Origin of the sequence: Acinetobacter sp. CIP 101934 (genome assembly GCF_000369585.1) — a bacterium.
In the GTDB taxonomy this organism is placed as follows: domain Bacteria; phylum Pseudomonadota; class Gammaproteobacteria; order Pseudomonadales; family Moraxellaceae; genus Acinetobacter; species Acinetobacter schindleri.
In genome coordinates, this window is sequence record NZ_KB850094.1 from 1,075,678 (window position 1) to 1,099,519 (window position 23,842).

At 43.4% G+C, this 23,842-nt stretch carries 19 protein-coding genes; 15 read left to right on the top strand and 4 right to left on the bottom strand.

Features of this window, described 5'->3' with window-relative positions:
- The first annotated feature begins 16 nt into the window (after positions 1-16).
- From F899_RS05530 to F899_RS05560, 6 genes are all read left to right on the top strand, one after another.
- Complete coding sequence (locus F899_RS05530; protein WP_005221321.1) at positions 17-973, top strand: sensor domain-containing diguanylate cyclase; 957 nt, start codon at positions 17-19, stop codon at positions 971-973.
- 578 nt (positions 974-1,551) lie between these two features.
- On the top strand, positions 1,552-1,794 hold the full coding sequence (locus F899_RS05535; RefSeq protein WP_004810720.1) for a DUF378 domain-containing protein: 243 nt from the start codon (positions 1,552-1,554) through the stop codon (positions 1,792-1,794).
- A 376-nt stretch (positions 1,795-2,170) separates the two neighbouring features.
- Positions 2,171-2,761, top strand: coding sequence for a DUF4142 domain-containing protein (locus F899_RS05540; protein WP_005221327.1), 591 nt, complete (start codon positions 2,171-2,173; stop codon positions 2,759-2,761).
- A 1,095-nt stretch (positions 2,762-3,856) separates the two neighbouring features.
- Positions 3,857-5,065, top strand: a complete 1,209-nt coding sequence (ubiH, locus tag F899_RS05550; RefSeq protein ID WP_005221328.1) for a 2-octaprenyl-6-methoxyphenyl hydroxylase — start codon at positions 3,857-3,859, stop codon at positions 5,063-5,065.
- The gene (locus tag F899_RS05555) at positions 5,062-6,303 is read left to right on the top strand and encodes an FAD-dependent monooxygenase (protein WP_005221329.1); all 1,242 of its coding nucleotides are present in this window, start codon (positions 5,062-5,064) and stop codon (positions 6,301-6,303) included. Before ubiH ends, F899_RS05555 begins: the two co-directional genes overlap by 4 nt.
- A 174-nt stretch (positions 6,304-6,477) precedes the next feature.
- Positions 6,478-6,726, top strand: coding sequence for a hypothetical protein (locus F899_RS05560; protein WP_004810703.1), 249 nt, complete (start codon positions 6,478-6,480; stop codon positions 6,724-6,726).
- Positions 6,727-6,808: 82 nt separating this feature from the next.
- Here F899_RS05560 and rsmI read toward each other — a convergent pair whose 3' ends face one another.
- Complete coding sequence (gene rsmI, locus F899_RS05565; protein WP_005221330.1) at positions 6,809-7,651, bottom strand: 16S rRNA (cytidine(1402)-2'-O)-methyltransferase; 843 nt, start codon at positions 7,649-7,651, stop codon at positions 6,809-6,811.
- 10 nt (positions 7,652-7,661) lie between these two features.
- Between rsmI and F899_RS05570 the strand changes: the two genes are divergently transcribed.
- From F899_RS05570 to F899_RS05585, 4 genes are all read left to right on the top strand, one after another.
- On the top strand, positions 7,662-8,621 hold the full coding sequence (locus tag F899_RS05570) for a penicillin-binding protein activator (RefSeq protein WP_005221332.1): 960 nt from the start codon (positions 7,662-7,664) through the stop codon (positions 8,619-8,621).
- A 5-nt stretch (positions 8,622-8,626) separates the two neighbouring features.
- On the top strand, positions 8,627-9,046 hold the full coding sequence (locus F899_RS05575; RefSeq protein WP_004893644.1) for a YraN family protein: 420 nt from the start codon (positions 8,627-8,629) through the stop codon (positions 9,044-9,046).
- Positions 9,047-9,185: 139 nt separating this feature from the next.
- Complete coding sequence (locus F899_RS05580) at positions 9,186-9,869, top strand: BON domain-containing protein (RefSeq protein ID WP_004810697.1); 684 nt, start codon at positions 9,186-9,188, stop codon at positions 9,867-9,869.
- On the top strand, positions 9,859-10,740 hold the full coding sequence (locus F899_RS05585) for an alpha/beta hydrolase (RefSeq protein WP_005221334.1): 882 nt from the start codon (positions 9,859-9,861) through the stop codon (positions 10,738-10,740). Before F899_RS05580 ends, F899_RS05585 begins: the two co-directional genes overlap by 11 nt.
- A gap of 61 nt (positions 10,741-10,801) precedes the next feature.
- On the opposite strand, the gene nudC is transcribed toward F899_RS05585, so the two are convergent.
- The 3 genes from nudC to dnaQ form a co-directional block, all read right to left on the bottom strand.
- Entirely contained in the window at positions 10,802-11,578 is a 777-nt protein-coding gene (gene nudC / locus F899_RS05590) for an NAD(+) diphosphatase (protein WP_005221336.1), read from the bottom strand.
- A complete protein-coding gene (locus tag F899_RS05595; RefSeq protein WP_005221338.1) occupies positions 11,578-13,221 on the bottom strand; it encodes a hypothetical protein in 1,644 nt (547 codons plus the stop codon). Before F899_RS05595 ends, nudC begins: the two co-directional genes overlap by 1 nt.
- Before the next feature lie 127 nt (positions 13,222-13,348).
- On the bottom strand, positions 13,349-14,752 hold the full coding sequence (gene dnaQ / locus F899_RS05600) for a DNA polymerase III subunit epsilon (protein ID WP_005221340.1): 1,404 nt from the start codon (positions 14,750-14,752) through the stop codon (positions 13,349-13,351).
- A gap of 206 nt (positions 14,753-14,958) precedes the next feature.
- Between dnaQ and F899_RS05605 the strand changes: the two genes are divergently transcribed.
- Genes F899_RS05605 through F899_RS05625 form a run of 5 tightly spaced genes read left to right on the top strand, consistent with a single transcriptional unit; the run spans position 14,959 to position 23,808 of the window.
- Positions 14,959-18,279, top strand: coding sequence for a lytic transglycosylase (locus tag F899_RS05605; protein ID WP_005221342.1), 3,321 nt, complete (start codon positions 14,959-14,961; stop codon positions 18,277-18,279).
- 27 nt (positions 18,280-18,306) lie between these two features.
- Positions 18,307-20,148: an extracellular solute-binding protein gene (locus tag F899_RS05610; protein WP_005221345.1), complete on the top strand. Its 1,842-nt coding sequence runs from the start codon at positions 18,307-18,309 to the stop codon at positions 20,146-20,148.
- 18 nt (positions 20,149-20,166) lie between these two features.
- On the top strand, positions 20,167-21,234 hold the full coding sequence (locus F899_RS05615) for a microcin C ABC transporter permease YejB (protein WP_004810685.1): 1,068 nt from the start codon (positions 20,167-20,169) through the stop codon (positions 21,232-21,234).
- The gene (locus tag F899_RS05620) at positions 21,234-22,247 is read left to right on the top strand and encodes an ABC transporter permease (protein WP_005221347.1); all 1,014 of its coding nucleotides are present in this window, start codon (positions 21,234-21,236) and stop codon (positions 22,245-22,247) included. The genes F899_RS05615 and F899_RS05620 overlap by 1 nt, the downstream gene beginning before the upstream one ends.
- On the top strand, positions 22,222-23,808 hold the full coding sequence (locus tag F899_RS05625) for an ABC transporter ATP-binding protein (protein ID WP_005221350.1): 1,587 nt from the start codon (positions 22,222-22,224) through the stop codon (positions 23,806-23,808). The genes F899_RS05620 and F899_RS05625 overlap by 26 nt, the downstream gene beginning before the upstream one ends.
- Positions 23,809-23,842: the final 34 nt, after the last annotated feature.

Consider the following 23,842-nt stretch of genomic DNA (forward strand, 5'->3'; position numbering starts at 1 on the left):
ATTCTGAGTGTTCTCCATGCACAGTATAAAATTTCATAATTTTGAAGAAGCGGGCAAGCAGGTACTTCAATATCTTCATCAGCATTTGGGTTTTGGCTTATGGATGATCACTCGTGTAGAAAATGATGATTGGATTATTCTCCAGGCAGAAAATCAAAAATATAATGTTAAGCCAGGCGAAGTATTTGGTTGGGCGGATTCATTTTGCTATCACATGGTACAGGGAAAAACTCCTAAAATAGCGCCATGTTCTAACGAAATCGAACTATATTCAAAAGCACCAATAAATAACAAACTGTCGATCAAATCTTATATTGGTGAGCCACTATTTAATGAAGATGGATCAATTTTTGGAACAATTTGCGCTATTGATGATAAGCCCCATTCTGAGGATATTTTAAAAGATGCGGCACTCATTTCGCTTTTAGGCAGTTTATTGAGCTCAATTTTACAAAGTGAATTGCGGGAAAATAAACAGAGACGTTTACGTGAACGTTATGAGGTAGAAGCGCTCACCGATAGTTTAACCGGACTGTATAATCGCCGCGCCTGGGATCAGCTGTTAGAAGCTGAGGAGGGACGCTGTCAACGTTATGGCTTACCAGCTGCAATATTTAGCATCGACCTGAATGATTTAAAGCAGGTGAATGACCAGTTTGGACACGAAGCAGGAGACCAGTTAATTCAGCGTACTTCAGATGTACTGGTAGAACATATGCGTGTTAATGATGTGATTGCACGTATGGGTGGGGATGAATTTACGATTTTATGTCCTGAGACCAAAGCTGAAGACGCAGCGATTTTATATCGCCGTTTAAGTGAAATATTTGCAGCTGCCAATATTCATGTGGCAATTGGCTATGCAGTCCGTCAGCTGACTAAAGATCTACATGAGGTCTTAATAGAGGCAGATAAGAATATGTATGAACATAAGAAAAAAGCGAAACTGGAAGCAGATGATTTTATAAGCTAAAACTCGTTAAGATCAAATCATATAGGCTTGGTGGTCTGCATGAAACGTTCCTTAAGGTGTATTTATTGAGAGGCAGTATCAAGGTCCCCCTTTGCGCAAATAAAAAGTACAACAATCGCCTTTCATCTATTTTCATCAATTACTAGATTTAGATATTCAATGACTGGTTACTGCATAGGGAAATATTTTGAGCGGAAAATCAAAACCTAAACTAATGAAATTTATTACTCATACTTTTAAACAAGCAATTTTTCCAGTCGTGGTAGGATGTTAAATCAGAATGTAGAAGAAATAATTTATAGTCTTTAGTTGTTTTTAAATCAAATAAAATTATTAAAATCAATAAATTAAATATTATTAATAAAATATTCAAAGCTTAATTCTGATTTGGTTTACGTAAAATATGAACAATTCAAAGAAAACCAACCCAATTAAAATTTAATGCTTATAACATGACATTTATTCAACATAGATCAACACAGAATAGGGACTTTTAGCATCAAGACTACATATTCATTTTACTATGGCTTGCATAATTTTGGATGAGAATTAGTCAAACATTAGCTTGGAGAAAAATCATGAGAAGACTTGGAACTTTAGACTGGATTGCCTATGCATTAGCCATTATTGGTGGCCTGAATTGGGGCTTAGTTGGTGCATTCGACTTTAACTTGGTCGCAGCAATCTTTGGTGAGCAGAGTGCTCTTTCTCGAATTATTTATGTCTTGGTTGGTCTATCAGCGATTTACCTGATCTATACCGCAACTAAGTTAGGCCGTCATGATGTCCATCATGAAGCTCATACACGAACAATGCATTGATAAGTCAGTATTTAAACTCACTTATTATTAGGTTAAGAAATTAAGTAAGTTAGAGTGAGTTGACTGCTAAATAAAAACGGAGCTTATGCTCCGTTTTTATTGTAAAAAATAACTAGATATAGATTTATATTTATTGCTTATAATAAATTGTTTAATTTTATAATATTTATATTGTGGATTTTGTCTTTATATAGAGATTTCAGAGATTTGTTTTAAGAAATTAAATTAAAAAGATTTTAGTCAATAATTTTTTACCTAATTTAATATCCATTTTATATATTTAGCTCATAAAGCTAATGAAATATTACACTGTTATTAATTTAATTCATTTATTTTATTAAGGCTTATCTAAATAACAAACCTGAGGGATGCCTAGATGAAAAAGATGACTATGAAGAACATGATCAAATGTGCTGCAGTAAGTGGAGTATTAGGTTTTGCTGCATCTCAAACTATGGCTATGGATCAGCAGTCTGCCAGCGAGAGTAAGAATCAGTCTAAAGCAATGCAGAATGCTCATCAGAATTTGACAGAGAGTCAAGTGATTAAAGTGGTAAGCACAGCCAATAATGGTGAGATTAAACAGGCAAGAACTGTTTTACCGAAGCTGAAAACAGAAGAAGCCCGTAAGTATGCTCAGATGATGATTAATGAACATTCAGCAAATGAGAAGAAAGGCCAGACACTGGCACGCAGTTTGAAGTTAACCCCACAAGTGAGTGGTATTAGCACCTCTTTGCAAAAAGACAGTGATAATGTAGTCAGAAAACTGAGCAACTCATCCACACCAGATAAAGACTATATGAGCAGCCAAGTTGACGTACATCGTAAAGTACTGAATACGATTGAAAAACAATTAATCCCGAATGCTAAAAATGCTGAACTCAAAAATATGTTGACACAAACACGTACCGCAGTTGCCAAGCACTTAAAAATGGCTGAAGATATTGTTGCCAAAATGAAGTAATCTGACTTAACAAAGTTTTATAAAAAAGCCTGACATTTCTGCGTCAGGCTTTTTTATATTATAAATGATAATCAACTAATTTATATTAAGTGCTTTTAAGTGAATAGAGTTAAATTAATTTTCATATTTAATCTTAATTATTGTAGATTAGAGGTGTGATGTTCCATATTTATAATAATTGCTATAATTATTCATGAATTTCTTGCTATTTATCTAAATTATTTAAATTAGTTTCCTGCTTAAGCCATATTCCACCATGTTTATCCAATTTAAAAAGATTTCCTTGCATTGCATGAATTAATTTTTCACTCTATTTATTTAAATGTAAAAAAACTCCACTATTTTTTGTGGACCCAAAACAACATAAGAAATCATCAGGGAAAATTCTAATATAAAAATCTAGACTATATTTTTAAATTTTGAATGAAGCTTGACATACTTTAAACCTAAATTGCTGATAAATACTTTTTCAGTATTAAAATAACTTTTTCTGAAATCCTAAGATAATCTTTCTATTCTTACTCTAATTTGATCTTTATGCTCTAGCAGATAACTATCTGTCGCTTGAACATTTGTTCTATGCAATATCAAGTAAAATTCTAATTGACGATTAGAGTCAGGCATCGGCAGTCGATTTGCTTCTTCCTACGTAATCGGTTGATATTTTCAGGGATGTCATCAATTGGAAAGGATCCTAAATAATGCTCTCGATGTGGACTAAGCTGTGTTTTTACAATCAATTCAGGATTCTGTTTCCAGGTGACGACTTCTTCTTTCTGAGGAATATATGCTTGTTCTTTTGATGAACAGGCTATAAGTGGGACAATATAGCCGGCTAAGATAAAGCATTTCTTTATTTGCATTGTTTTTCTCTTTAAGCTTTATTCTTGGAAGGACTATTTAAGGTTCGTTTATAAAAAAGACACAGATCTGTGCCAAGTTTTATTTCTCTAGAGATTTAAGCGATTAACAAAGCAATATCAATTACAGCTAAACAACTAATTCATTATAAAAATAAAAATCTTTGAGGTAAGATTAAATCCAACATGATTAGACGTATCTAGACTTTATAGATACCCAGATAAGGATCAAAGCATGCAACAAGAAGTCATCATTGTCGGTGGTGGGATGGTGGGTTTAAGCCTCGCACTGATGCTGGCGAAAACCGGGATTGCGGTCAAACTGTTAGAAGCAATCCAATACCCAGATTATGATGATATCAATCTTGCTCCCTATCACTCCAGTTTCGATGCCCGTAACAGCGCTTTATCACGTCGTAGTGTACAGATTTATCAGGAGCTGGGTCTGTGGGATGCTTTACAGGAACATGCCACGCCGATTCTGGAAGTGAATATTACCGAACAGGGCAGCTTTGGTAAGGCACGTCTGATCGCTGAACAGGAAAAAGTCGAAAGCTTTGGTCAGGTGATTGAAAATGCCTGGCTCGGTCGCGTATTGCTGACACAAGTCAAAAAAGAGCTACTCATTGAACTGATCGATGGCGTGCAGGTGACTTCTCTCATCCAGGATAAAGACTTTGCTTATATTGAAGCACAGCGTGGCGAGACTGCTTTAAAACTGCAATCCAAACTGGTAATTGCTGCGGATGGTCGCGATTCTTTCTGTCGTAAGGCACTGGGTATTGGCGCATCGGTACACGACTATGATCAAGTTGCGATTGTCACAACCGTACAAACATCAAAACCGCATCAACATGTCGGTTTTGAACGTTTTAGTCCTTTAGGACCTTTGGCTTTGCTACCTCTTCCAGGCGAATACCGTCGTTCCGTGGTATGGCCAGTTCCTAAAGGTACCGAGCATGAATGGCTGGATGATGAAAATGATCAGCACTTCCTGCACGCTTTACAACAGACTTATGGTGATCGTGTCGGAAAATTCCAGAAAACTGGTAAGCGTTTCAGTTTCCCATTATCGCAAGTCCTGGCGGAAAAGCAGGCAGTTGGTCGTGTGGTGTTAATGGGGAATGCAGCGCATACGATCCATCCAGTTGCAGGCCAAGGCTTTAACCTGTGTATGCGTGACGCTTATGTACTGAACCGTTATCTGGCAGAACAGCTGGAACAGGGGGCTGATTTGGGCGATGCTCAAATGCTGCAAGATTATGAAAAATCACGCTTGAAAGATCAGCAACGTGTGATCAAGTTCTGTGATTCAGTCGTACGTGGTTTTAGCAACCAGAATCCATTCCTGAAACTGATCCGTAATACCGGACTGGTGGCTTTTGAAAATATTCCAGGCATCAAGCCACTTGTAGCCAACTATGCAATGGGACTCAAAGCATGAAAGAACAAACTCAGGTATTAGATGCTGTCATTGTAGGTGGCGGGCTGGTTGGTGGCTTAACGGCATTATTACTTGCTCAAGGTGGCGTACAGGCCACCGTGCTGGATGCTGCACCGATTCTAGATGCTGAAAAGACACTAAGTGTTGCCAATCCACGCGTATTGGCACTCAGCCAGGCCACTATTCATTTGTTAAAAACAGTAGGGGTTTGGGAAAAACTTGCACGTCAGCAGCCATATACAGGTATGCAGGTCTGGAATAAAAATGGTTATGGTGAAATCAATTTTGGCCAGCCTTCCAAGAAAACACTAAAAGTCGAGCAGGCGCTGGGTTCTATGGTTGAGCCAAGTATTCTGAACCTAGCCATTCAGCAAAAAATGCTGCAAGAACTGAAAGATTACCGCACACAGGTTAGAGTTAGCCGGGTGGAACGCGGTGTGGGAGTCTGGATTGTACACCTTGCCGATGGTACCCAGCTCAAAACCAGATTGCTGATCGGTGCAGATGGTGCCAATTCCTTTGTCCGTGAACAGGCCTTTATTGACATTGATGTCCTGGACTATAAACAGGCCGGTATCAGCTGTGCCATTAAGACCGCACAACCCCATCAGCATGTTGCACGCCAGATTTTCCTGGAAACTGGTCCATTGGCTTACTTACCGATGGCCAGCCTTAATCTGGAAGAGCAGGGACATTGGCAATCGATTGTCTGGACTTTGCCAGAAGATTATGCCGAAGAATATGCAGCCTTGTCAGATCAGGAATTTATCCAATTACTGACCCGAGAAAGTCATCACATGCTTGGTGAAGTGCTCGAAGCAAGCCCACGAGCAACTTTCCCGCTTAAAGCACGTGCGGCTCAGCAATATGTGCAAGATGGACTGGCCCTGATCGGTGATGCTGCCCATGTGATTCATCCACTCGCGGGACAAGGTGTCAATATTGGCTGTCTGGATGCGGCAGTGTTATGTGATGTGTTACTGCATGATAAAACGCGTGGCGTCTGGGCACATGAGCAAACCTTACAGCGCTATGAACATCTGCGTAAGGGGCAAAATGATGCCATGATGCACAGCATGTCTGCGATTGGCTGGATGGAAACCACTCAACTTTGCCCTGTGGTTTGGGCACGTAATTTGGGCCTGAAACAGGTTGAACAGCTGCCTGTATTAAAAGATGCTTTTATGGCGCAGGCCAATGGCTTGGGACTGCTCAAAGATACCCGCTACGCCGTCTGATCTAGAATTGTTATTTTTTAAACAATCATATGTAAAAAGAAACGAATTTGTTTAAAAAAGATACGATTTTTTAATATTTGGTACTAGGCGAAACACAAAGAGATTGCTAAATTTCAGGTAATTTACAACCTAGTTTAAATGCACATGTGATGGTCATTTGTGGGGGACATGAATATGACAGATATGAATGAATATGATGAAGCAGAAGATGCTGTCGTTGATGATGATGAAGCAAAAGCAGCAGAGAAAGGCGCTGCTGAAGGTGATGAAGTTGTTAGTGATACAGACGTTCTGGAAGCTGAAACATTGACTGTGACAGCGAAGCTAAAAAAGCGTCAGGCACTTGAAGATGAGGTGGCTGCGTTCCTGGCTCGCGGTGGTCGAATTACTGAAGTGCCGGCAGACGATTCAGTACGCGAATAAGTCGTCTACCTCCTGAATATAAAAAAACACCGCAGATTACAGTGGTGTTTTTTTATGCCTATCTTTCTCTGGAAAAAGCTATTTAGTCATTGGCGCCCGTTAACTCAAGTGCGCGTTGGTAAGCCACTTTCTTTTTGATGCCGGTCAGGTCGGCTGCCAGCTGGGAAGCGGCTTTCACGGACAGATCCTGTAATAAACGGAGTAACAGTTTGTCGAGCTTTTCCTGATCTATATCTTTTTCGACAGTTGCTCCACCCACTACCAGTACGATTTCACCTTTTTGCTGGTTAGCGTCATTGGTAATAAACTCAATCAATTCACCTAGGGTCATCTTGCGGATAGTTTCAAACGTTTTGGTAATTTCACGGGCAAAGCCAACCGCACGATCAGCACCAAACACATTCGCCATATCTTTTACACATTCCAGAATGCGGTGCGGTGCCTCATAAAAAATCATGGTCTGGGTTTCATCTTTGAGTTTTTCCAGATTCAGCAGACGCTGGCTTTGTTTTGATGGCAGGAAGCCTTCAAAGCTGAAACGGTCACTCGGTAAACCTACTGCGCTTAATGCAGCAATTGCAGCACAGGCACCCGGCACAGGAATCACACGAATATTGTGTTCCTGTGCAGCACGCACGAATTTAAAGCCTGGATCACTAATCAATGGTGTACCCGCATCACTGATCAGCGCCATGTTTTCGCCATTGAGCAAACGTTGAATAAGCTGATCTATCTTGTTGCTTTCATTATGGTCGTGGCAGGCTGTCAGTGGAGTGGAAATATTAAAATGCTTGAGCAATTGCATAGAAGTTCGTGTATCCTCAGCAGCAATAAGACTCACCGACTTCAACACCTCAATTGCACGATAACTAATATCATCTAAGTGCCCGATTGGAGTCGCAACAACAAATAACTGAGCACTCATAGGTTTCTCCATGTGGAATAAACAGAATTATAAAAAACGGAAGAATATTAAAAAAATATTGGGTTTGAGCTTATTGGGCTGCATCGGCAGCGTGCAAGCGGAAATTCTGGTCATTCTACCCGAATCTGGTCCTTTGGCGCGAGCTGCATCGAATATCAAACAGGGATTCATGAGTGCCTATATGGCATCAGGGCAAAAAGTGCCGATTAAATGGGTGAATTCTGATCAGAAAAAAATGTCACAATTACTGAAACAGCATGTCAATAAAAAGACGCAGCTCATCGTGGGGCCACTGGCACGTCAGGATATTGAAGCACTGGTTCAGGCCCAGCCCAAAGTCAAAACCCTGAGTCTGAATGACAGCATGAGCAGTTCACCTCAGCTTTGGCAGTTCAGTCTGTCTAAACGTGAAGATGCAATTGCTTTACAGAAGGTGCTGACGAAGGATCAAATTCGGTATTTACAGGTACTACGTCAGCCTGGAAGTGAGACCGAGCATGAACTGATGTTGATGTCTTTGCTCAGTGTAGGGGATCTGCAAGTCGATATTATCGATATTGCACCAAAATCTTTGTCCTCTAAACAGGGGTTATTACTCATGGGCAATCCGGAGTGGTTAGCCGCAATGCGAAACCTACCGAAGAAACGGCTTTATACCGTATCCAATGCGATTGACCAGCATATAACTTTGCCTAAAGGTATTAAATTTTGTGACGTACCTGCACTATATACCCATGCCTGGCCAGATGTATTGAATGCCTATCAGCAGGCGCCGGTGCAGATGTCCTATCAGCGGTTAATCGCCTTTGGTGGAGATGCCTGGCAGATCAGTCAGCTGTATTTAAATGACAATAAAGCCGAACAGCTACAATTCCAGGGTCGTACCGGACATATTCAGGTCAATGCGGAGGGACTGCGACGTATGCCCGCCTGCTTTAAATATACCAGCAAGGGCGTCAAGCTGATTTAACTATTATGCGTATCAGTCAGCAATTGGGAAAATGGGCAGAACAGCAAGCGCTTGCCTTGTTGCAGCATCATGGCTTTCAGTTGGTCCAAGCCAATTATCACAGCCGTTATGGTGAAATTGATTTAATCGTGCAACGTGATCAAGAGCTGGTTTTTGTGGAAGTAAAAGCACGGGCAAGTACAGATTATGCCAATGCACTCGAGTCAATTTCCCTTAGCAAGCAGCGGAAAATGATGAAAACTGCTCTTTATTTCCTGCAAAATCATGAAGAATTTCAGCATTTTTTCTGTCGTTTTGATGTGATTTGTTTTGATTTTAATCAACATTTTGCAAAAACCATACAGCATGATTTTTGCAATTACCTTTATGATTCGCAATGGATTGAAAATGCTTTTACTTTTGATCAAGAGTTTATTAATCTTTGAACAACACAGGCTTTTCTTTGTGCGGTTTTCTGTACAAAGATTATGGTAATGTTCAAGGAAAATAAAAGTTGATCAAGATTGCGCGACAGAATTTATTAAATTGAACAAAGACGTATTAAACAATAAGGAGTCTTGCTGAGTGGTTAAACGTATTGTAATAACAATGTTATGTGTCGCAAGTTTATCGGGCTGTGCCAGCTTTATTTCAGGTGGTACAGGCACGGCTCCTGTCGGTACGGACCAAGGGGCGCGTACCCTTGGACAGGTTTTTATCGATTCTTCGATTGTTCGTACTGCAAAAATTAATCTTTATAAACTTGATTCACGATTCAAACAGTCGCGAGTCAATATTGAGAGTTTTCATGGTCATGTACTACTGACTGGTCAGGTGCCAGACGCACATCTGAAACAACTGGCTGAAGACAATGTCAAAGCCATGAGTGATGTGAAAGCCGTACATAACTTTATTACTATCGGTAACCAGATCAGTTATGGTACCATCATGCAGGATACTGCAGCGACGGCAAATACCCGTGGTCTGATCATGAAGGCGCCTGTAGTTGCAGACAGTAAAGTGCATGTGCATACCGAAGATGGCGTGTTATATGTGATGGGCCGTCTAAACAATGCTGAAATTGCTGATCTTAATCAGGTGCTGGCGCAAGTCGGTAATGTCACTAAAATTGTGACCCTGATTGATAATGTGGAAACGCTCAGCAATTCAACCAGCCAAAACTTTGCGACTACAGCTTCATCAAGTGCCTTGGTGCAAACTCCAGTTGCGATTGATCCTGATACAGTTGAACCAACTTATGCACAATAAGGTGCACTCTTTTAAAGCCAGGCTGTCGAGTCATCTGAACGTTGCAAGACAAATCTACCGGGATTTTCGTTTATATGATCTCGGCAGCTATGCGCTGAACCGTTTTACTCCCAAAGCAGGTTATAGCGCTGAACGACATTTGGCCTATGGCCTTAAAGCGCGGCAGCGTTTTGATCTGTATCGTAGTGCACAGCCTTTGGCACATCGCCCCTTGATTGTTTTTGTCCATGGCGGTGCCTGGCTGCATGGGGATAAGAAAGAATATCAGTTTATTGGTGAGGCTTTTGCCCGTGAAGGCTATGACGTGGTGGTTCCAAATTACCATCTGGCGCCAGAACATATCTTCCCGCAATCTGTGGATGACTTGCATCTGCTTTTGGATCATCTGCACACTGCGGCAGCAAAGCTGCAGATTTCATCAGAGAATATTGTATTGATGGGACATTCTGCCGGTGCGTTTAATGTGATGTCAGCGGTGTACTATCCGCAGCAGCATACAGCAGAGCGGCTGGCGAATATCCGCGCTATCATTGGTTTAGCAGGACCTTATCATTTTGACTATAAGGATGATCCGATCTGTGCTAATGCCTTTGATCAGGCGGTGCCTTATCAGCAGGTGATGCCACTGTACTTTGTACAACCTCAGCCTTTGAAGCATTATCTGTTTATTGCTGAAAAAGACGATATCGTGGGACATTTCAATAGTCATGATCTGGATCGGGTATTAAAGCAACATGGTAACCATAGTCATGTGATCAGTATTCCAAAGCTCGGACACATTACTATTGTTGGATCACTTTCCAGCCTGTTTAGCCGCTTCTTTGTAACCAAGTCTAGAGTACTGTGGGCACTAGAAGATGCATTTAAATAATTCATTCTATTGAATGCAAAAAGCCCGGATTTAATACCGGGCTTTTTGTTTATAAATTGGCTTACAACCAGGCTTGAGTATCATCAGCCACGGGCGTGCCTTGCGTGATATGCATAATCATAGAATGTGCAATACTGCCTTTGAATGGAATTTCTGGCAGGGCATCCAGCTTAAAGAATTGCGCATCACTGATTTCTTCTTCCTGCAGTTTGATCTCACCAGAAGCATATTCTGCTTTAAAGGCAATCATCAGATTACTTGGGAAGGGCCAAGGCTGGCTGGCCAGATATTGAATATTTTTGACTTTAATTCCGACTTCTTCTTCCGTTTCACGACGGACTGCTTCTTCCAAAGTTTCACCGACTTCGACAAAACCGGCAATCAGTCCATACATCTGGCTGGTTTTATTGCGGGCATTTTTAGCCAGCAAGATTTCATCTTTACCACGGGTAATTACCGTAATCACACAGGGTTGTACGCGTGGATATTGACGGTAGTGGCAAGCGGGGCAGACCATAGCATATTCTACGGCATGGGCTTCGGTCGGTGTACCACAATGACTACAGAAACGATGATTGCGACGCCATTCCAGTAGCTGTACAGCGCGACTGGCCTGTTCAAACTGGCGAACATTCCAATATTGCAATAACTGACGGATTGGAACAAGTTGCAGACCTAGAGGAATCGGTTCCTCAGGGAGGAGGTCACGGGCAATCACCTGATCACCCGTACCGAGCTGTATGTCACTTGCTAGCGCTTCCACTTGGGGAAGCTGGAGATTTTCATCGACTAAAAGTTGCTGTTGTTGAAAGATATACGCAAGTGACAATTTAGACATTAGGCTACAGTTTTCAGTTTTTGACTACTGTCCAATGCTACCTTAAACATTGACTGTAATACAGGCTGTTTGCTCTTTAAATTGTCAATGAGCATATCCGCGCTGGCGAGTGGATCAAGCACGCGATTGACGTCATCGGCACTGAGTGCAGTAGCAGATTCAATCCGGCTTTGAATAAAGTCAGCCGTTGTGCTTAGTGCGGCCTGACCATTTTCAGCGTTCAGGAACAGCATTGCACCCGCAATTTCACGGATCTGGTTTGGCAAGCTTTCTAATGTTTGCAGGTTCTGGTCCTGCAAGTAATTCATTAGGGTGTGGCTGGCAAGTTCGATCAGGGCTTTGGTCTCGCTCAGTAAAGCAGCATGTGCTTCATCCAGACGATCCAGTGAAATATTCATGTTATTTACACGGAGCTGTAAACGACTAGAGGTATGATGACGTTCCAGTACCCCAATCGAGTTCATAGCAGACAAAATCACATTCATGAGCTGCTGGGCAAAACCTTCATCTTTCAATACTTCAGGTTGACTGAGTGAAGCAGCCTGACGAGTAAGATCATTAGAAGCTTCATTCAGGTTCAAAACCTTGAAGATGTTTGCCATGCTATTCAGCTGAACCTGCAATTCCTGAGTCTTTTCAGGAGTCATGTTGTGATAGTTGTATTCGATGTCATTACGGATCTGTGCCATTTCAGCAGTGACCAGATCACTGATGGTATGCATGGTTTCAAAATCAGGACCATATAAATGACGGCTAAATACCTGTAATTGGGTATCGGTCAATGAATCTTCACCGATATTCAGCTTGCTACGGATATGATGAGCAATGTCATCTTCCTGGCTGATACATAAGCTCAGTATATTCGCCAGGTCAGCAATGTTCGCCTTGAAAGGGTCTGGGGCATTGAAATACTGTGCCATATTACGCTCAACACTGATCAGGGTGCGTAAACGTGGCTCGTTGATCAGGATCTCATCGATATGATTGAACGCCACATAGACCAGATTCCAGTACTGTTTGCTTGGGTGCTGCTCAGAAAGACCTGCCAGATAAGTCCCCACCAGTTTGATCGCTTGTAAGTCCAGATCGCTTTCTTCCTGCTTAAGCAGTTTATTCAGCGATAGCTTGTACAGGCGATGCACATAAACAGACTTCTCCAGTCCAGGTGCTTGCGGCAGATCAAAATCAGGCGTGATCAGGTCGAGCAGGGACTCAATCTGATGGCCTTCAGTAGTCAGTGGCTTGCCCAGAGCAAGTTCCAGCCGGTTTAAAGTATCCAGCAAAAATTGTGGAATTTTGACTTCACGCAAGCAAATGAACTCGATATAGCGCTTCAGCATGGTCGTCCCTTCACTGAGGGCGATCACTTCTGCCGTGTTTACGTTGGCAGGATTCCCCATGATCTTGCGCATAAGCTCAGCAGAATATTGAGCGACTTTGGCCAGGCTTGGCATATCGATCAGTGCAAGAACTTGTGCGCACTGTTCGAACTGGTTGAGCGCATCATCAATCCCAAAAGGCAAGGTCTGATCTTCTACCAGTGTGCTGACTGCTGATTCAACCAATTTGATCGAATTATCAACCTCATTTTTTATTATCAGTAAAGCCGTAGGGTCAAAATGTATAGAGGTTTGGTAAGACATTGATCTGCACCTTTCCTGAAGTTTTATCTAATAGTTGAGTCCTGCTGCAACTGGCAGGACATCTTTGTATTTACTATAACTGAACTGTTATTTTTTTTAACATAAATTGTTAACTGAATAATGGATTTTATTTTGCGAAAAGGCAAGGCGCTCCATGTTTTTCTTCATATTGTTTGACCCAGTTCTCATGTTCGCTCAATTCTTCATCAGATGGTAAAATTACCGGTAGATCAATTTCAATTTTCACACTGCCTGAACTGGCATTTTGTTCTTCACTATGTGACAAGGCCTCCATATCAAAAGAAACCTGACCACCGGTCATCGCCAAGTAAACATCGGACAGAATTTCCGCATCGAGTAATGCGCCGTGGAAGGTACGGTCACGCTGCGGAATCTCATAACGACGTACTAGGGCATCAAGAGAGTTTTTCTGGCCCGGATGGCGTGACTTGGCCATCGCCAGGGTATCCGTGACTTCACAGACTTCTGACAGGGTTTGAAAACCAGCCCGTTTGAATTCCATATCCAGGAAGTTCATATCGAAGGTCGCGTTATGCGCGATGATTTCTGCGCCTTTCAAGTAATCGAACAGAACTTGAGAAATATCTTCAAATAAAGGCTTGTCTTGCAGGAACTCATCAGTAATGCCGTGGACATTAACTGAATCGCCTACCGGTTTTTTCGGATTGATATAAATATGAATCGAGCTGCCGGTGAGTTTACGATTCACCATTTCAATCGCGCCGACCTCGATAATCCGGTCACCATCCTGATAATAGAAACCGGTGGTCTCTGTATCGAGAATCAGCTGACGAGGACCAGATATATCTAATGTGGCTGGAGTAATCACAATCTGCGGGTGTAGTTGATTCTCCGCTGGAGTTTGTTCAGCAACGACAGGCTGATTGTTTAAGTGAGTTTCCATGGTCACTTCAGTTACATCTTCCATGAGTTCATCCATTTCTTCAGCTTCAGCCAGTTCCAGGCCAAAAGGGTCATCCAGTAACCAGTCTTTTTCAGGCTTTTTTATATCTTGTGTTTTTTTCTCAGCGCTTGCTGCAAAATGAATTGCTGGAACATGACGGGATTTTTCGCCATTTTTTAAGGCGAGATCCGCACCCAGATTAGCCAGCTGATCGGCCATTTCATTACCCTCATGGCCAGCATGTCCTTTGATCCAGTGCCAGTCAATCTGACGGCCCTGGCAAACTGCATCCAGCTGTTTCCATAAGTCAGGATTTTTGACATCTTTCCAGTTTTTACGTTTCCAGCCTTCGATCCATTCAGTGATACCTTTTTTGACATAATTGGAATCGGTCCAGATCACCAGCTTGGCATCTTTGGGACAGACAGAAATCCCTTCTATAGCAGCCATCAGTTCCATACGGTTATTGGTGGTCTGAAGCTCACCCCCATAAATTTTATGCTCATCTGAACCGTTCTGAATATAGGCACCCCAACCCCCTACAGCGATTTCCTTACCATTGCCGCGGCATGCGCCATCCACATACAGTGTGATTGTTTGAGACATAAACCAAATCCGATCAAAAAAGAACAAGCTGAGTGGGATATTGTATAACGCAAATACGTTTGAATAATCCATATCTCCGCGATTTTTTAATTTCTTGTAACATTTAACGTCAAATCGCGGTAAATTATTAGCTTGTGTCGTCGACATGCTTAATTAAAATGGCATATCTAAAAAATAAATTTTATACAAGTTGTTTGGATTTCTTTATGTATAAACCAACCGCATTCATGTGGCAGCCATCGTTACCTTCATTTTTAAAAGTCTCAGTTCTTGGCACTGCGCTTGCATCCTTAGGTTTAACGGGTTGTTCGACGACACAAAGCGCGGCAGGGTCCAAGCATAAACAAACAAGTTCTAATTATTTAGGCGCCGACAGTCTGGATAGTCTGGAAGATCTTTTATCCGCGACTGATATGCGTGCGGTAGAAGGCGACCGACTGTTGGTACTGAAACACGGTGATGTGTGGAAGCGCATGACTGTCGGTTTCAAGATGAATCTGGATGTCTGGAATCCGCGTATTGATGCCCAGCGTGGCTGGTTCGCATCACGTCAGCCATATTTAGAGCGTTTAAGTGCGCGTGCTTCACGTTATTTATATTACACAGTAAAAGAAGCTGAACGCCGTGGTATGCCGACTGAGCTGGCATTGCTTCCAGTGATTGAAAGTTCATACGATCCGGCAGCAACCAGTAGTGCAGCTGCAGCGGGTCTGTGGCAATTTATTCCAAGTACCGGCCGTATTTATGGTTTAAAACAGACTTCGATGTATGACGGCCGCCGTGATGTGGTGGAGTCAACTCGCGCTGCCTATGAGTTTTTGGGTGCATTATATAATCAGTTCGGTTCATGGGAACTGGCTTTAGCATCCTATAATGCCGGTCCAGGCCGTATTCAGCAGGCGATTAACCGTAATAAGGCTGCTGGTTTGCCAACTGATTACTGGTCACTGAAGTTGCCGCAGGAAACCATGAACTATGTTCCTCGTTTCATGGCAGTGGCACAGATTGTAAAAAGTCCAGCCAAATATGGCGTGAGTCTGCCGCCTATTGCCAACCGTCCGCACTTTCGTGAAGTCAGTGTTGGGGCAGCCAGCCTGAATGAAATTGCTGCGATTACCGGTTTAAGTCGGGCTGAATTGTATCAGTTGAACCCAGGGCATCGTGGAGACAGGATTGATCCGGACAGTCCGCGCCGTATTCTGATTCCAGCTGACCTGAGTCCATCCATTGATGAAAAACTGAAAAAGCTTCAATCCTCTTCTTCAGGTTTATGGGCAAGCTCTACCAGCAGTTTACCGAAGAATAATCAGACGATTACGCCAGTAAAAACCACGCCACCTGAGCTGAATAGCAAAACAATTACGCCAGCTAAACAGACACCGCCTGCAATCACGGCCTCAACTACGACAACCGTTAAACCTGCAACACCTGTAGCCACTACTGCAAGCAAAGCGACGTCCACAGTCGCGACCACAGCGATTGTTACTGCCGCTGCAACACCAGCAGCTACAAGTACAGCCAAACCCAACCTGACTGCCCAAAGCAAGACTAGGGTCAGCACACCAAGAGGTTCTTCAGCTTTGGCTGATTTTGCTGCGAAGAGTGAATTACCTATTCCAAGTGCACCGCGTATTCCAGTTGCGGTGACGCCAGTAACACCTGTGCAACCGATTCAGGTTGAACCGCCAATTTCTGCAAAGGAACGTGAACAGATTCAGGCAGCGGTTGTGGCAGAGGAAATTCCAAAGTCTGTAGATGAAATCCTGAAACCGGTAGCGACAGCCGCAGAACAGGCAGAAGTGGTGGAGGAGCTGAAAGCACTGGCACCTGCGGGTACTGAAATTGTCGATCCTTATGATGGCAAGATTAAGCTGACCGCGATTCAGACCAGCCTTTCTGTAGCAGAACAGCAGGGTAAAGAACTGACCAAAGGTTTCTCGTATCCAAAAGGCGTAGCGGAAAGTACCAAGGCAGATTCAGTCGAAGCGAAATTGAACCAAGGCAAGAATTACGTTAAAACAGATTCGGAAGTTGTGGTTGTTGCACCAAAAGGCAAGCGCAGTACCTATACGGTTTTACCGGGTGACAACCTGGCTTTGATTGCTGCTAAAAATGGAGTGAACTGGCGGGATGTGGCGAAATGGAACCAGATTGATCCAAATGCCACTTTATATGTCGGTACCACGATCTATCTTTATGATGCCAAACCTGTTCAAGAAGCATCAAAACCTGCTGCAACACCAGAAAGCTATGTGGTACAAGCCAATGATTCACTCACCGGTGTAGCCAGCCAGTTTGGTTTAACGGTAAAACAGCTGGCTGACTATAATGGTTTGAGCACGACCAGCGGTCTATTTGTCGGTCAAAAATTATCTTTAAAAGAAACTGCTGCTTCTAAAGCGAAAATTGAAGAAACGAAAAAAACGGAAAGCAGCAAAGTTCAGACTAAGACCTATACCGTTCAGCGCGGCGAATATCTGAAACTGATTGCAGACCGTTATGCACTTTCGAATGCAGAACTGGCTGCGTTGACGCCAGGTTTGACTTCAGGCAGCAGCCTGATGGCAGGTCAAAAAATCAATGTACCTGTGAATGAGGCTGAATCTGCAAGCTCAGGCAAGAAAATTGAGCAGAAGTTTGAAAATATTAAAGTGGATCAGACTGCAACTGAAAACTATCAGGTAAAACGTGGTGAGACGCTGTATAGCATTGCCAATCAGTACAAACTCAGTGTGGCTGAACTGGCAGCCTTAAATGGATTTGCTGCCAATAGCGGTTTACGTATTGGTCAAACCATCAAGATTCCTGCGGGCAGCACTGTGCCAGAGAATTATACTGTGCAGTCAGGTGATACCCTGACAGGGATTGCGGCCAAGTATAATCTGAGCATGGATCATCTGGCGAATCTGAACGGTTTATCCCGTAATGCTGGCCTTCGAGTAGGACAACGTCTGAAATTGACCGGAGATGCAGAAGCAGCTCGTGAAACTGTGACTGAGCAGGCGGTGAAAGGTGTGAAGTCAGACACCCATATAGTGAAACCAGGTGAAACCCTCAGTTCAATTGCACGCGAGTACAAGTTACAACTGAAATATCTGGCTGAGCTGAATGATTTGTCTGTATCGAGTCCATTACGTGTCGGACAGCGTCTGAAGATTGATGGTGAGCTGCCAGAAAGTAAAAAGGTAGATGAGATCAAAGCAGTAACCACGACTGTTTCATCTAAGGCCACAGAAAGCTATACAGTGAAGTCAGGTGAATCACTTAACGCGATTGCCAGTCGTCTGGGAATTACCACCACAGAACTTGCCAGTTTAAATAATCTGCGTGCTAATGCAGGCTTGCGTGTGGGCCAAAGTCTGCAAGTCCCTAAACGTATTACGGAATATAAAATCAAGCGTGGCGATACACTGATCGGTTTAGCCTCACGTTATGGCATGGACAGTAGTACACTGGCAGAAATGAATGACCTGAAACCGAATACTCAACTGCGTATTGGGGATGTGATCAAGGTTCCAAATCTCTAAAGCCGAAATGATACAGGGAGTATCTGAATGCCGTTTGCTGCTGCAAAGCGCCTGATTTATATCTGTGGAATTTCGGTCATTACTCAGGGGGCTTGGGCTGCACTGCAGACCACTCCTTATATCGCCATTCATAGTCAGCCCAAATATGCCGGGCTGACACATTTACCCTATGCCAATCCTGCAGCGCCCAAAGGTGGCTATCTCAGCCAGTCTGCCAATGGTACCTTTGATAATCTGAATGCCATGAACGGCAAAGGTACAGCAGCAGATGGTGTGGAATACCTGTTTGATACGCTCATGGTCAGTTCCCTGGATGAGCCGGGCGTGATGTATCCCTTGTTGGCTGAAAAAGTCACCTATGATCCAAAAAAAACTGCCTATGTGATTTATCATCTGAATCCCAAAGCACGTTTTAGTGATGGTACGCCAGTCACTGCAGAAGATATAAAATTCAGTTTTGATACGTACACAAGCAAAGGTAATCCAGGCTTGCAGATGTATCTGTCAGATCTGGATAAAACCGAGGTACTATCCAGGTACCAGGTCAAGATGAGCTTCAAGTCGAATAATAATTCGGAAATGCCGCTAATTCTGGCGCAGATGCCTATCTATTCTAAGAAAAACTGGCAAGGCAAAGACTTTAACCGCATCACCATGCAGCCAATTTTGGGTTCAGGTCCCTATCTGATTGAAAGCATTGATGCAGGGCGCAGCATTAGCTATAAACGTAATCCGAATTACTGGGCGAAAGATCTACCCGTTAACCGGGGTAAATATAACTTTGATCGCTTGAAGTTTGTTTATTACCGCAATATGGATGTTGGTTTTGAGGGTTTTAAGTCTGGTCAATATACCGTGCATCAGGAATACACCGCACGTAAATGGGTAACGGAATACAATTTTTCAGCCATCAAGGACAAGATGGTGGTGAAATACAACTTCAACCATGAAAACCCGATTCCGACACAAAGCTTTGTATTCAATACCCGTCGTGCACCAATGCAGGATATCCGCTTTCGTCAAGCCTTAACTTATGCCTATGATTTTGAGTGGCAGAACAAGGCGCTGTTTTATGGTCAATACCACCGTTTACAAAGTTATTTTGCTAATAGTGAGCTGGAAGCGAAGGGCATGCCTTCAGCTGAAGAACTGGCGATTTTAAAGCCTTATCTGGCTAAGTTAGATCCGATTCAGCGTGTTGGTGTGCTGAAAGACTGGAAATATCCAGTTTCGGATGCTTCGGGCTTTAATCGCAAGAATTTACTGGTCGCGCGGGAATTGTTACTCGAAGCGGGTTACCGTTATCACAATGCGCAACTGACTGATCCAAAAGGTAAGCCGATTCGACTTGAGTTTCTGATTCATCAGGATGGTTTGCAACGTACCTTAATGCCTTTTATACGTAATCTGAAACGACTGGGGATCACGGTGAATATCCGTCATGTTGATGTGCCTCAGTACATTGAACGTATGCGCAGTAAAGATTTTGATATGACGACCAATGTCTTGCCACAGTCTCTCAACCCGGGCAATGAGCAGGCACAGTTCTGGAGTAGTGCGTCAGCAGATCAGCCGGGTAATTACAATTATGCGGGTATCAAAAATGCTGTGATTGATGATGCTATTACTAAGGTGATTCAGGCACCGGATCGCCAGCAGCTGGTGATACGTACCAAAGTACTGGATCGTCTGCTACGTGCTGGCTATTATCAGATTCCGACCTATGGGAAAGGCGGCAACTGGTATGCTTACTGGAATATGTATGAGCAGCCAAAGATCAAGCCAAAGCTTGCTGTTGGATTCGACTTCTGGTGGAGTAATCCACAAAAAGCTGCACAAGTGAGCCAATATTTACGTCGTCAAAAATAATAAGGAATATCACTGACAATGGGAACCTACATACTTAAGCGGCTCTTGCTGATTATCCCGACTTTATTTTTGATTCTGCTGATTAATTTCATTGTCATTCAGATTGCGCCGGGTGGACCGGTCGAACAGGCCATTCAACAGGCAGAAACTTTTCAGGGCATGGGCGGAACCACAGGTGCAGAAACTGCACAGTCCAAAAGCAGCTATCAGGGTGCCAAAGGCCTGAGTGACGAGATGGTGGAAAAAATCAAGGCCCAATATGGTTTTGATCAGCCCGCTCATATCCGTTTTTGGGAAATGCTGAAAAGCTATGTGCAACTAGATTTCGGCATCAGTTTCTTTAAAGATAAACCTGTAACTACATTATTATTGGAAAAATTACCAGTTTCTCTGTCATTGGGACTGTGGAGTACTTTGCTGATTTATCTGGTCTCGATTCCACTCGGGATCCGGAAGGCGCGTCAGCATGGCAGCCTGTTTGATAAATCCACTTCGATGCTGCTCGCCGTGGGTTATGCCATTCCGGCTTTTGTCTTTGCCATTTTACTCATCGTATTTTTTGCGGGTGGTTCCTATTTCCAATGGTTCCCATTGCAAGGGTTGGTATCGGAAAACTTTGCTGAATTGTCCTGGTTCGGAAAAATTAAGGATTACTTCTGGCATATGACCTTGCCATTGCTGGCGATGGTAATTGGCGGTTTTGCCGGGCTGACTTACTTAACCAAATATTCTTTTATGGAAGAGCTGAGCAAACAGTACGTACTGGCAGCACGTGCCAAGGGCTTAAATGAATCGCGTGTGCTATATGGACACGTCTTCCGAAATGCCATGCTGATTGTCATCGCGGGTCTGCCGGAAGCACTGGTCGGGATCTTCTTTGTCGGTAACCTGTTTATTGAAATTATCTTTAACTTAGATGGATTAGGTCTGCTTGGCTTTGAAGCAATTGTACAGCGTGATTATCCGGTGATTTTTGGGACCTTGTTTATCTTTACTTTGCTTGGGCTGATTCTGCGTTTGATCAGTGATGTGATGTATCAGGTGATCGACCCGCGAATTAACTTTGACTCGCGAGGTGCCAAATAATGTCACCGATCATGCGAGCGCGCTTGCAGCGTTTTAAGGAAAATAAACTCGGCTTCAGCTGCTTTATTATCTTTATCATTATTTTCATTTTGTCCTTAGGTTCAGAACTGATTGCTAACGATAAACCGTTGCTGGTGAGATATGACAGTTCACTATATGTGCCGGCATTTAAGACGTATCCGGAAACCACATTTGGTGGTGTGTTTGAAACTGAAGCAGATTATAAAGATCCTGTCGTTCAGCAGTTAATCAATGCCAAGGGCTGGGCATTGTGGCCACTGATTGAATATTCCTACCAGACGCCAAACTTGGAACTGGCAGTGCCCGTGCCGTCTGAACCCACGTCACGAAACTGGTTAGGGACTGATGACCAAGGTCGTGATGTGTTGGCGCGAATCCTTTACGGTCTACGAATATCATTGCTTTTCGGCTTCGCCCTGACCATCGCATCTGCCGTGATCGGCATTATAATCGGTGCGATTCAGGGCTATTATGGTGGCTGGATTGATTTGGTAGGGCAACGCGTTCTGGAAGTCTGGGGTGGCTTGCCGATGCTGTTTATGGTGATGATTCTGGTCAGCATGTTTACCCCAAATGTGTACTGGCTATTCCTGATCATGCTGCTGTTCGGCTGGACTACCCTGGTTGGCCTGGTGCGGGCCGAATTTTTACGGGCACGTAATTTTGACTATGTGCGTGCCGCGCGTAGCCTTGGTGTTTCTGATCGCGCGATTATCTTCCGGCATATTTTACCCAATGCCATGAGTTCGAGTCTGTCCCAGTTACCCTTTATGCTGACGGCTAATATTACCGCTTTAACCGCATTGGATTTTCTCGGTTATGGATTGCCACCTGATGCGGCTTCACTGGGTGAATTACTGCTACAAGGCAAAAATAATCTGAATGCGCCATGGTTGGCTTTATCCGGCTTCTTTACGCTGGCCATAGTTCTATCTTTACTGATCTATATTGGGGAGGCGACGCGTGATGCATTCGATCCAAGACGTCAATAACGCAACACCGCTTCTACAGGTCGAAAATCTGCAGATCAGCAGTCTAGATCAGGTGCTGGTACAGCAGCTAAGTTTTGAACTGTCTGCCGGGCAGACCTTAGCGATTGTCGGTGAAAGCGGTTCAGGTAAATCGATTAGTAGCCTCGCGATCCTTGGCCTGTTACCACATAACCTGCATGTACAGGGACAGGCGATCCTGGATGGACAGAATTTGCTATCTATGACCCAGAAGCAACTGCGCCAGGTTCGCGGCAAGAAAATTGCCATGATCTTTCAGGAGCCGATGACGGCACTAAATCCCTTACATCGGGTAGAAAAGATCATTGGCGAAACCTTGTTGTTGCAGGGCTGGTCTAAAGCCAAGGCACGAGAACGGGTGCTAGAATTACTGAAGGATGTTGGTATTCCTGAACCTGAGGACAAACTGAGACGTTATCCGCATGAATTATCTGGTGGCCAGCGTCAGCGCGTGATGATTGCCATGGCATTGGCACTGGATCCAGATATCCTGATTGCAGATGAGCCAACTACCGCACTCGATGTCACCTTGCAAGCCCAGATTTTATATTTGCTGAAATCTTTACAGGAGAGTCGGCAGATGGCGATGATTCTGATCAGTCATGACCTGAATCTGGTGAGACGCTATGCTGATCAGGTGATTGTCATGAACAAGGGCTGCGTTGAAGAGCAAGGTGGAGTACAACAAATCTTTAATTCACCCCAATCAACTTATACTCAAGACTTGCTCAATCATGATTTTGGTCAGGCACTGCCTTTAACTCAGACTGAAACCTTACTCGAACTTAAGCAGGTAGAAGTCAAATTTCCCATCAAACAAGGTCTACTGAATCGCATTAAGGACTATGTAACTGCTGTCGAACCGCTCGATTTAAGCATGCTGCAGGGACAATCGATTGGAGTAGTAGGAGAAAGTGGTTCAGGTAAAAGTTCACTTGCTTTAGCCATAGCACGATTGATTGAAAGCCATGGTCAGATCCTTTTGGAAAATCAGGATTTGAATCAATTGTCTGAAAAAGCTTTACGACCATTACGTAGTAATTTTCAGATCGTCTTCCAGGATCCATTTAGCAGTCTGAATCCGCGTATGACCATTGAACAGATCATTGGTGAAGGGTTGGGCTTGAAGGCGATGACCGAGGAGCAAATCCGTAGTCGTGTCGAGGAAACTTTAGTGCGGGTAGAGCTGCCCGCATCTTTTAAAGACCGCTATCCGCATGAGCTTTCTGGGGGGCAGCGTCAGCGTGTATCATTGGCAAGAGCATTGATTTTAGAGCCAAAACTTTTAATTCTGGATGAGCCGACTTCAGCACTGGACCGTACTACACAACGTGCAATTGTGAAACTGTTACGTCGTATCCAACAGGAAGAAGGAATTAGCTACCTGTTTATCAGTCATGACTTACAAGTGGTACGAGCACTTTGCCAGCAGGTTTTGGTACTGCATCATGCACAAGTTATGGAGGTTCAGGAGACTGAACAATTATTCCTGCATCCACAAACTGATTATACCCGTCAGTTACTTGCAGCCAGCCAATATTAAAACTACAAATCTTTTTAAATGAAATTGACATGGG

Excerpts from the sequence above, each read along its gene's own strand:
- dnaQ (WP_005221340.1), bottom strand. The coding sequence starts at position 14,752 with ATGTCTCAAACAATCACACTGTATGTGGATGGCGCATGCCGCGGCAAT.
- F899_RS05585 (WP_005221334.1), top strand. The coding sequence starts at position 9,859 with ATGCACAATAAGGTGCACTCTTTTAAAGCCAGGCTGTCGAGTCATCTG.
- F899_RS05610 (WP_005221345.1), top strand. The coding sequence starts at position 18,307 with ATGCCGTTTGCTGCTGCAAAGCGCCTGATTTATATCTGTGGAATTTCG.
- nudC (WP_005221336.1), bottom strand. The coding sequence starts at position 11,578 with ATGTCTAAATTGTCACTTGCGTATATCTTTCAACAACAGCAACTTTTA.
- F899_RS05575 (WP_004893644.1), top strand. The coding sequence starts at position 8,627 with ATGCGTATCAGTCAGCAATTGGGAAAATGGGCAGAACAGCAAGCGCTT.
- F899_RS05595 (WP_005221338.1), bottom strand. The coding sequence starts at position 13,221 with ATGTCTTACCAAACCTCTATACATTTTGACCCTACGGCTTTACTGATA.
- F899_RS05620 (WP_005221347.1), top strand. The coding sequence starts at position 21,234 with ATGTCACCGATCATGCGAGCGCGCTTGCAGCGTTTTAAGGAAAATAAA.
- F899_RS05530 (WP_005221321.1), top strand. The coding sequence starts at position 17 with ATGCACAGTATAAAATTTCATAATTTTGAAGAAGCGGGCAAGCAGGTA.
- F899_RS05535 (WP_004810720.1), top strand. The coding sequence starts at position 1,552 with ATGAGAAGACTTGGAACTTTAGACTGGATTGCCTATGCATTAGCCATT.
- F899_RS05570 (WP_005221332.1), top strand. The coding sequence starts at position 7,662 with ATGTGGAATAAACAGAATTATAAAAAACGGAAGAATATTAAAAAAATA.
- F899_RS05625 (WP_005221350.1), top strand. The coding sequence starts at position 22,222 with ATGCATTCGATCCAAGACGTCAATAACGCAACACCGCTTCTACAGGTC.
- F899_RS05540 (WP_005221327.1), top strand. The coding sequence starts at position 2,171 with ATGAAAAAGATGACTATGAAGAACATGATCAAATGTGCTGCAGTAAGT.
- F899_RS05605 (WP_005221342.1), top strand. The coding sequence starts at position 14,959 with ATGTATAAACCAACCGCATTCATGTGGCAGCCATCGTTACCTTCATTT.
- ubiH (WP_005221328.1), top strand. The coding sequence starts at position 3,857 with ATGCAACAAGAAGTCATCATTGTCGGTGGTGGGATGGTGGGTTTAAGC.
- F899_RS05560 (WP_004810703.1), top strand. The coding sequence starts at position 6,478 with ATGACAGATATGAATGAATATGATGAAGCAGAAGATGCTGTCGTTGAT.
- rsmI (WP_005221330.1), bottom strand. The coding sequence starts at position 7,651 with ATGAGTGCTCAGTTATTTGTTGTTGCGACTCCAATCGGGCACTTAGAT.
- F899_RS05615 (WP_004810685.1), top strand. The coding sequence starts at position 20,167 with ATGGGAACCTACATACTTAAGCGGCTCTTGCTGATTATCCCGACTTTA.
- F899_RS05555 (WP_005221329.1), top strand. The coding sequence starts at position 5,062 with ATGAAAGAACAAACTCAGGTATTAGATGCTGTCATTGTAGGTGGCGGG.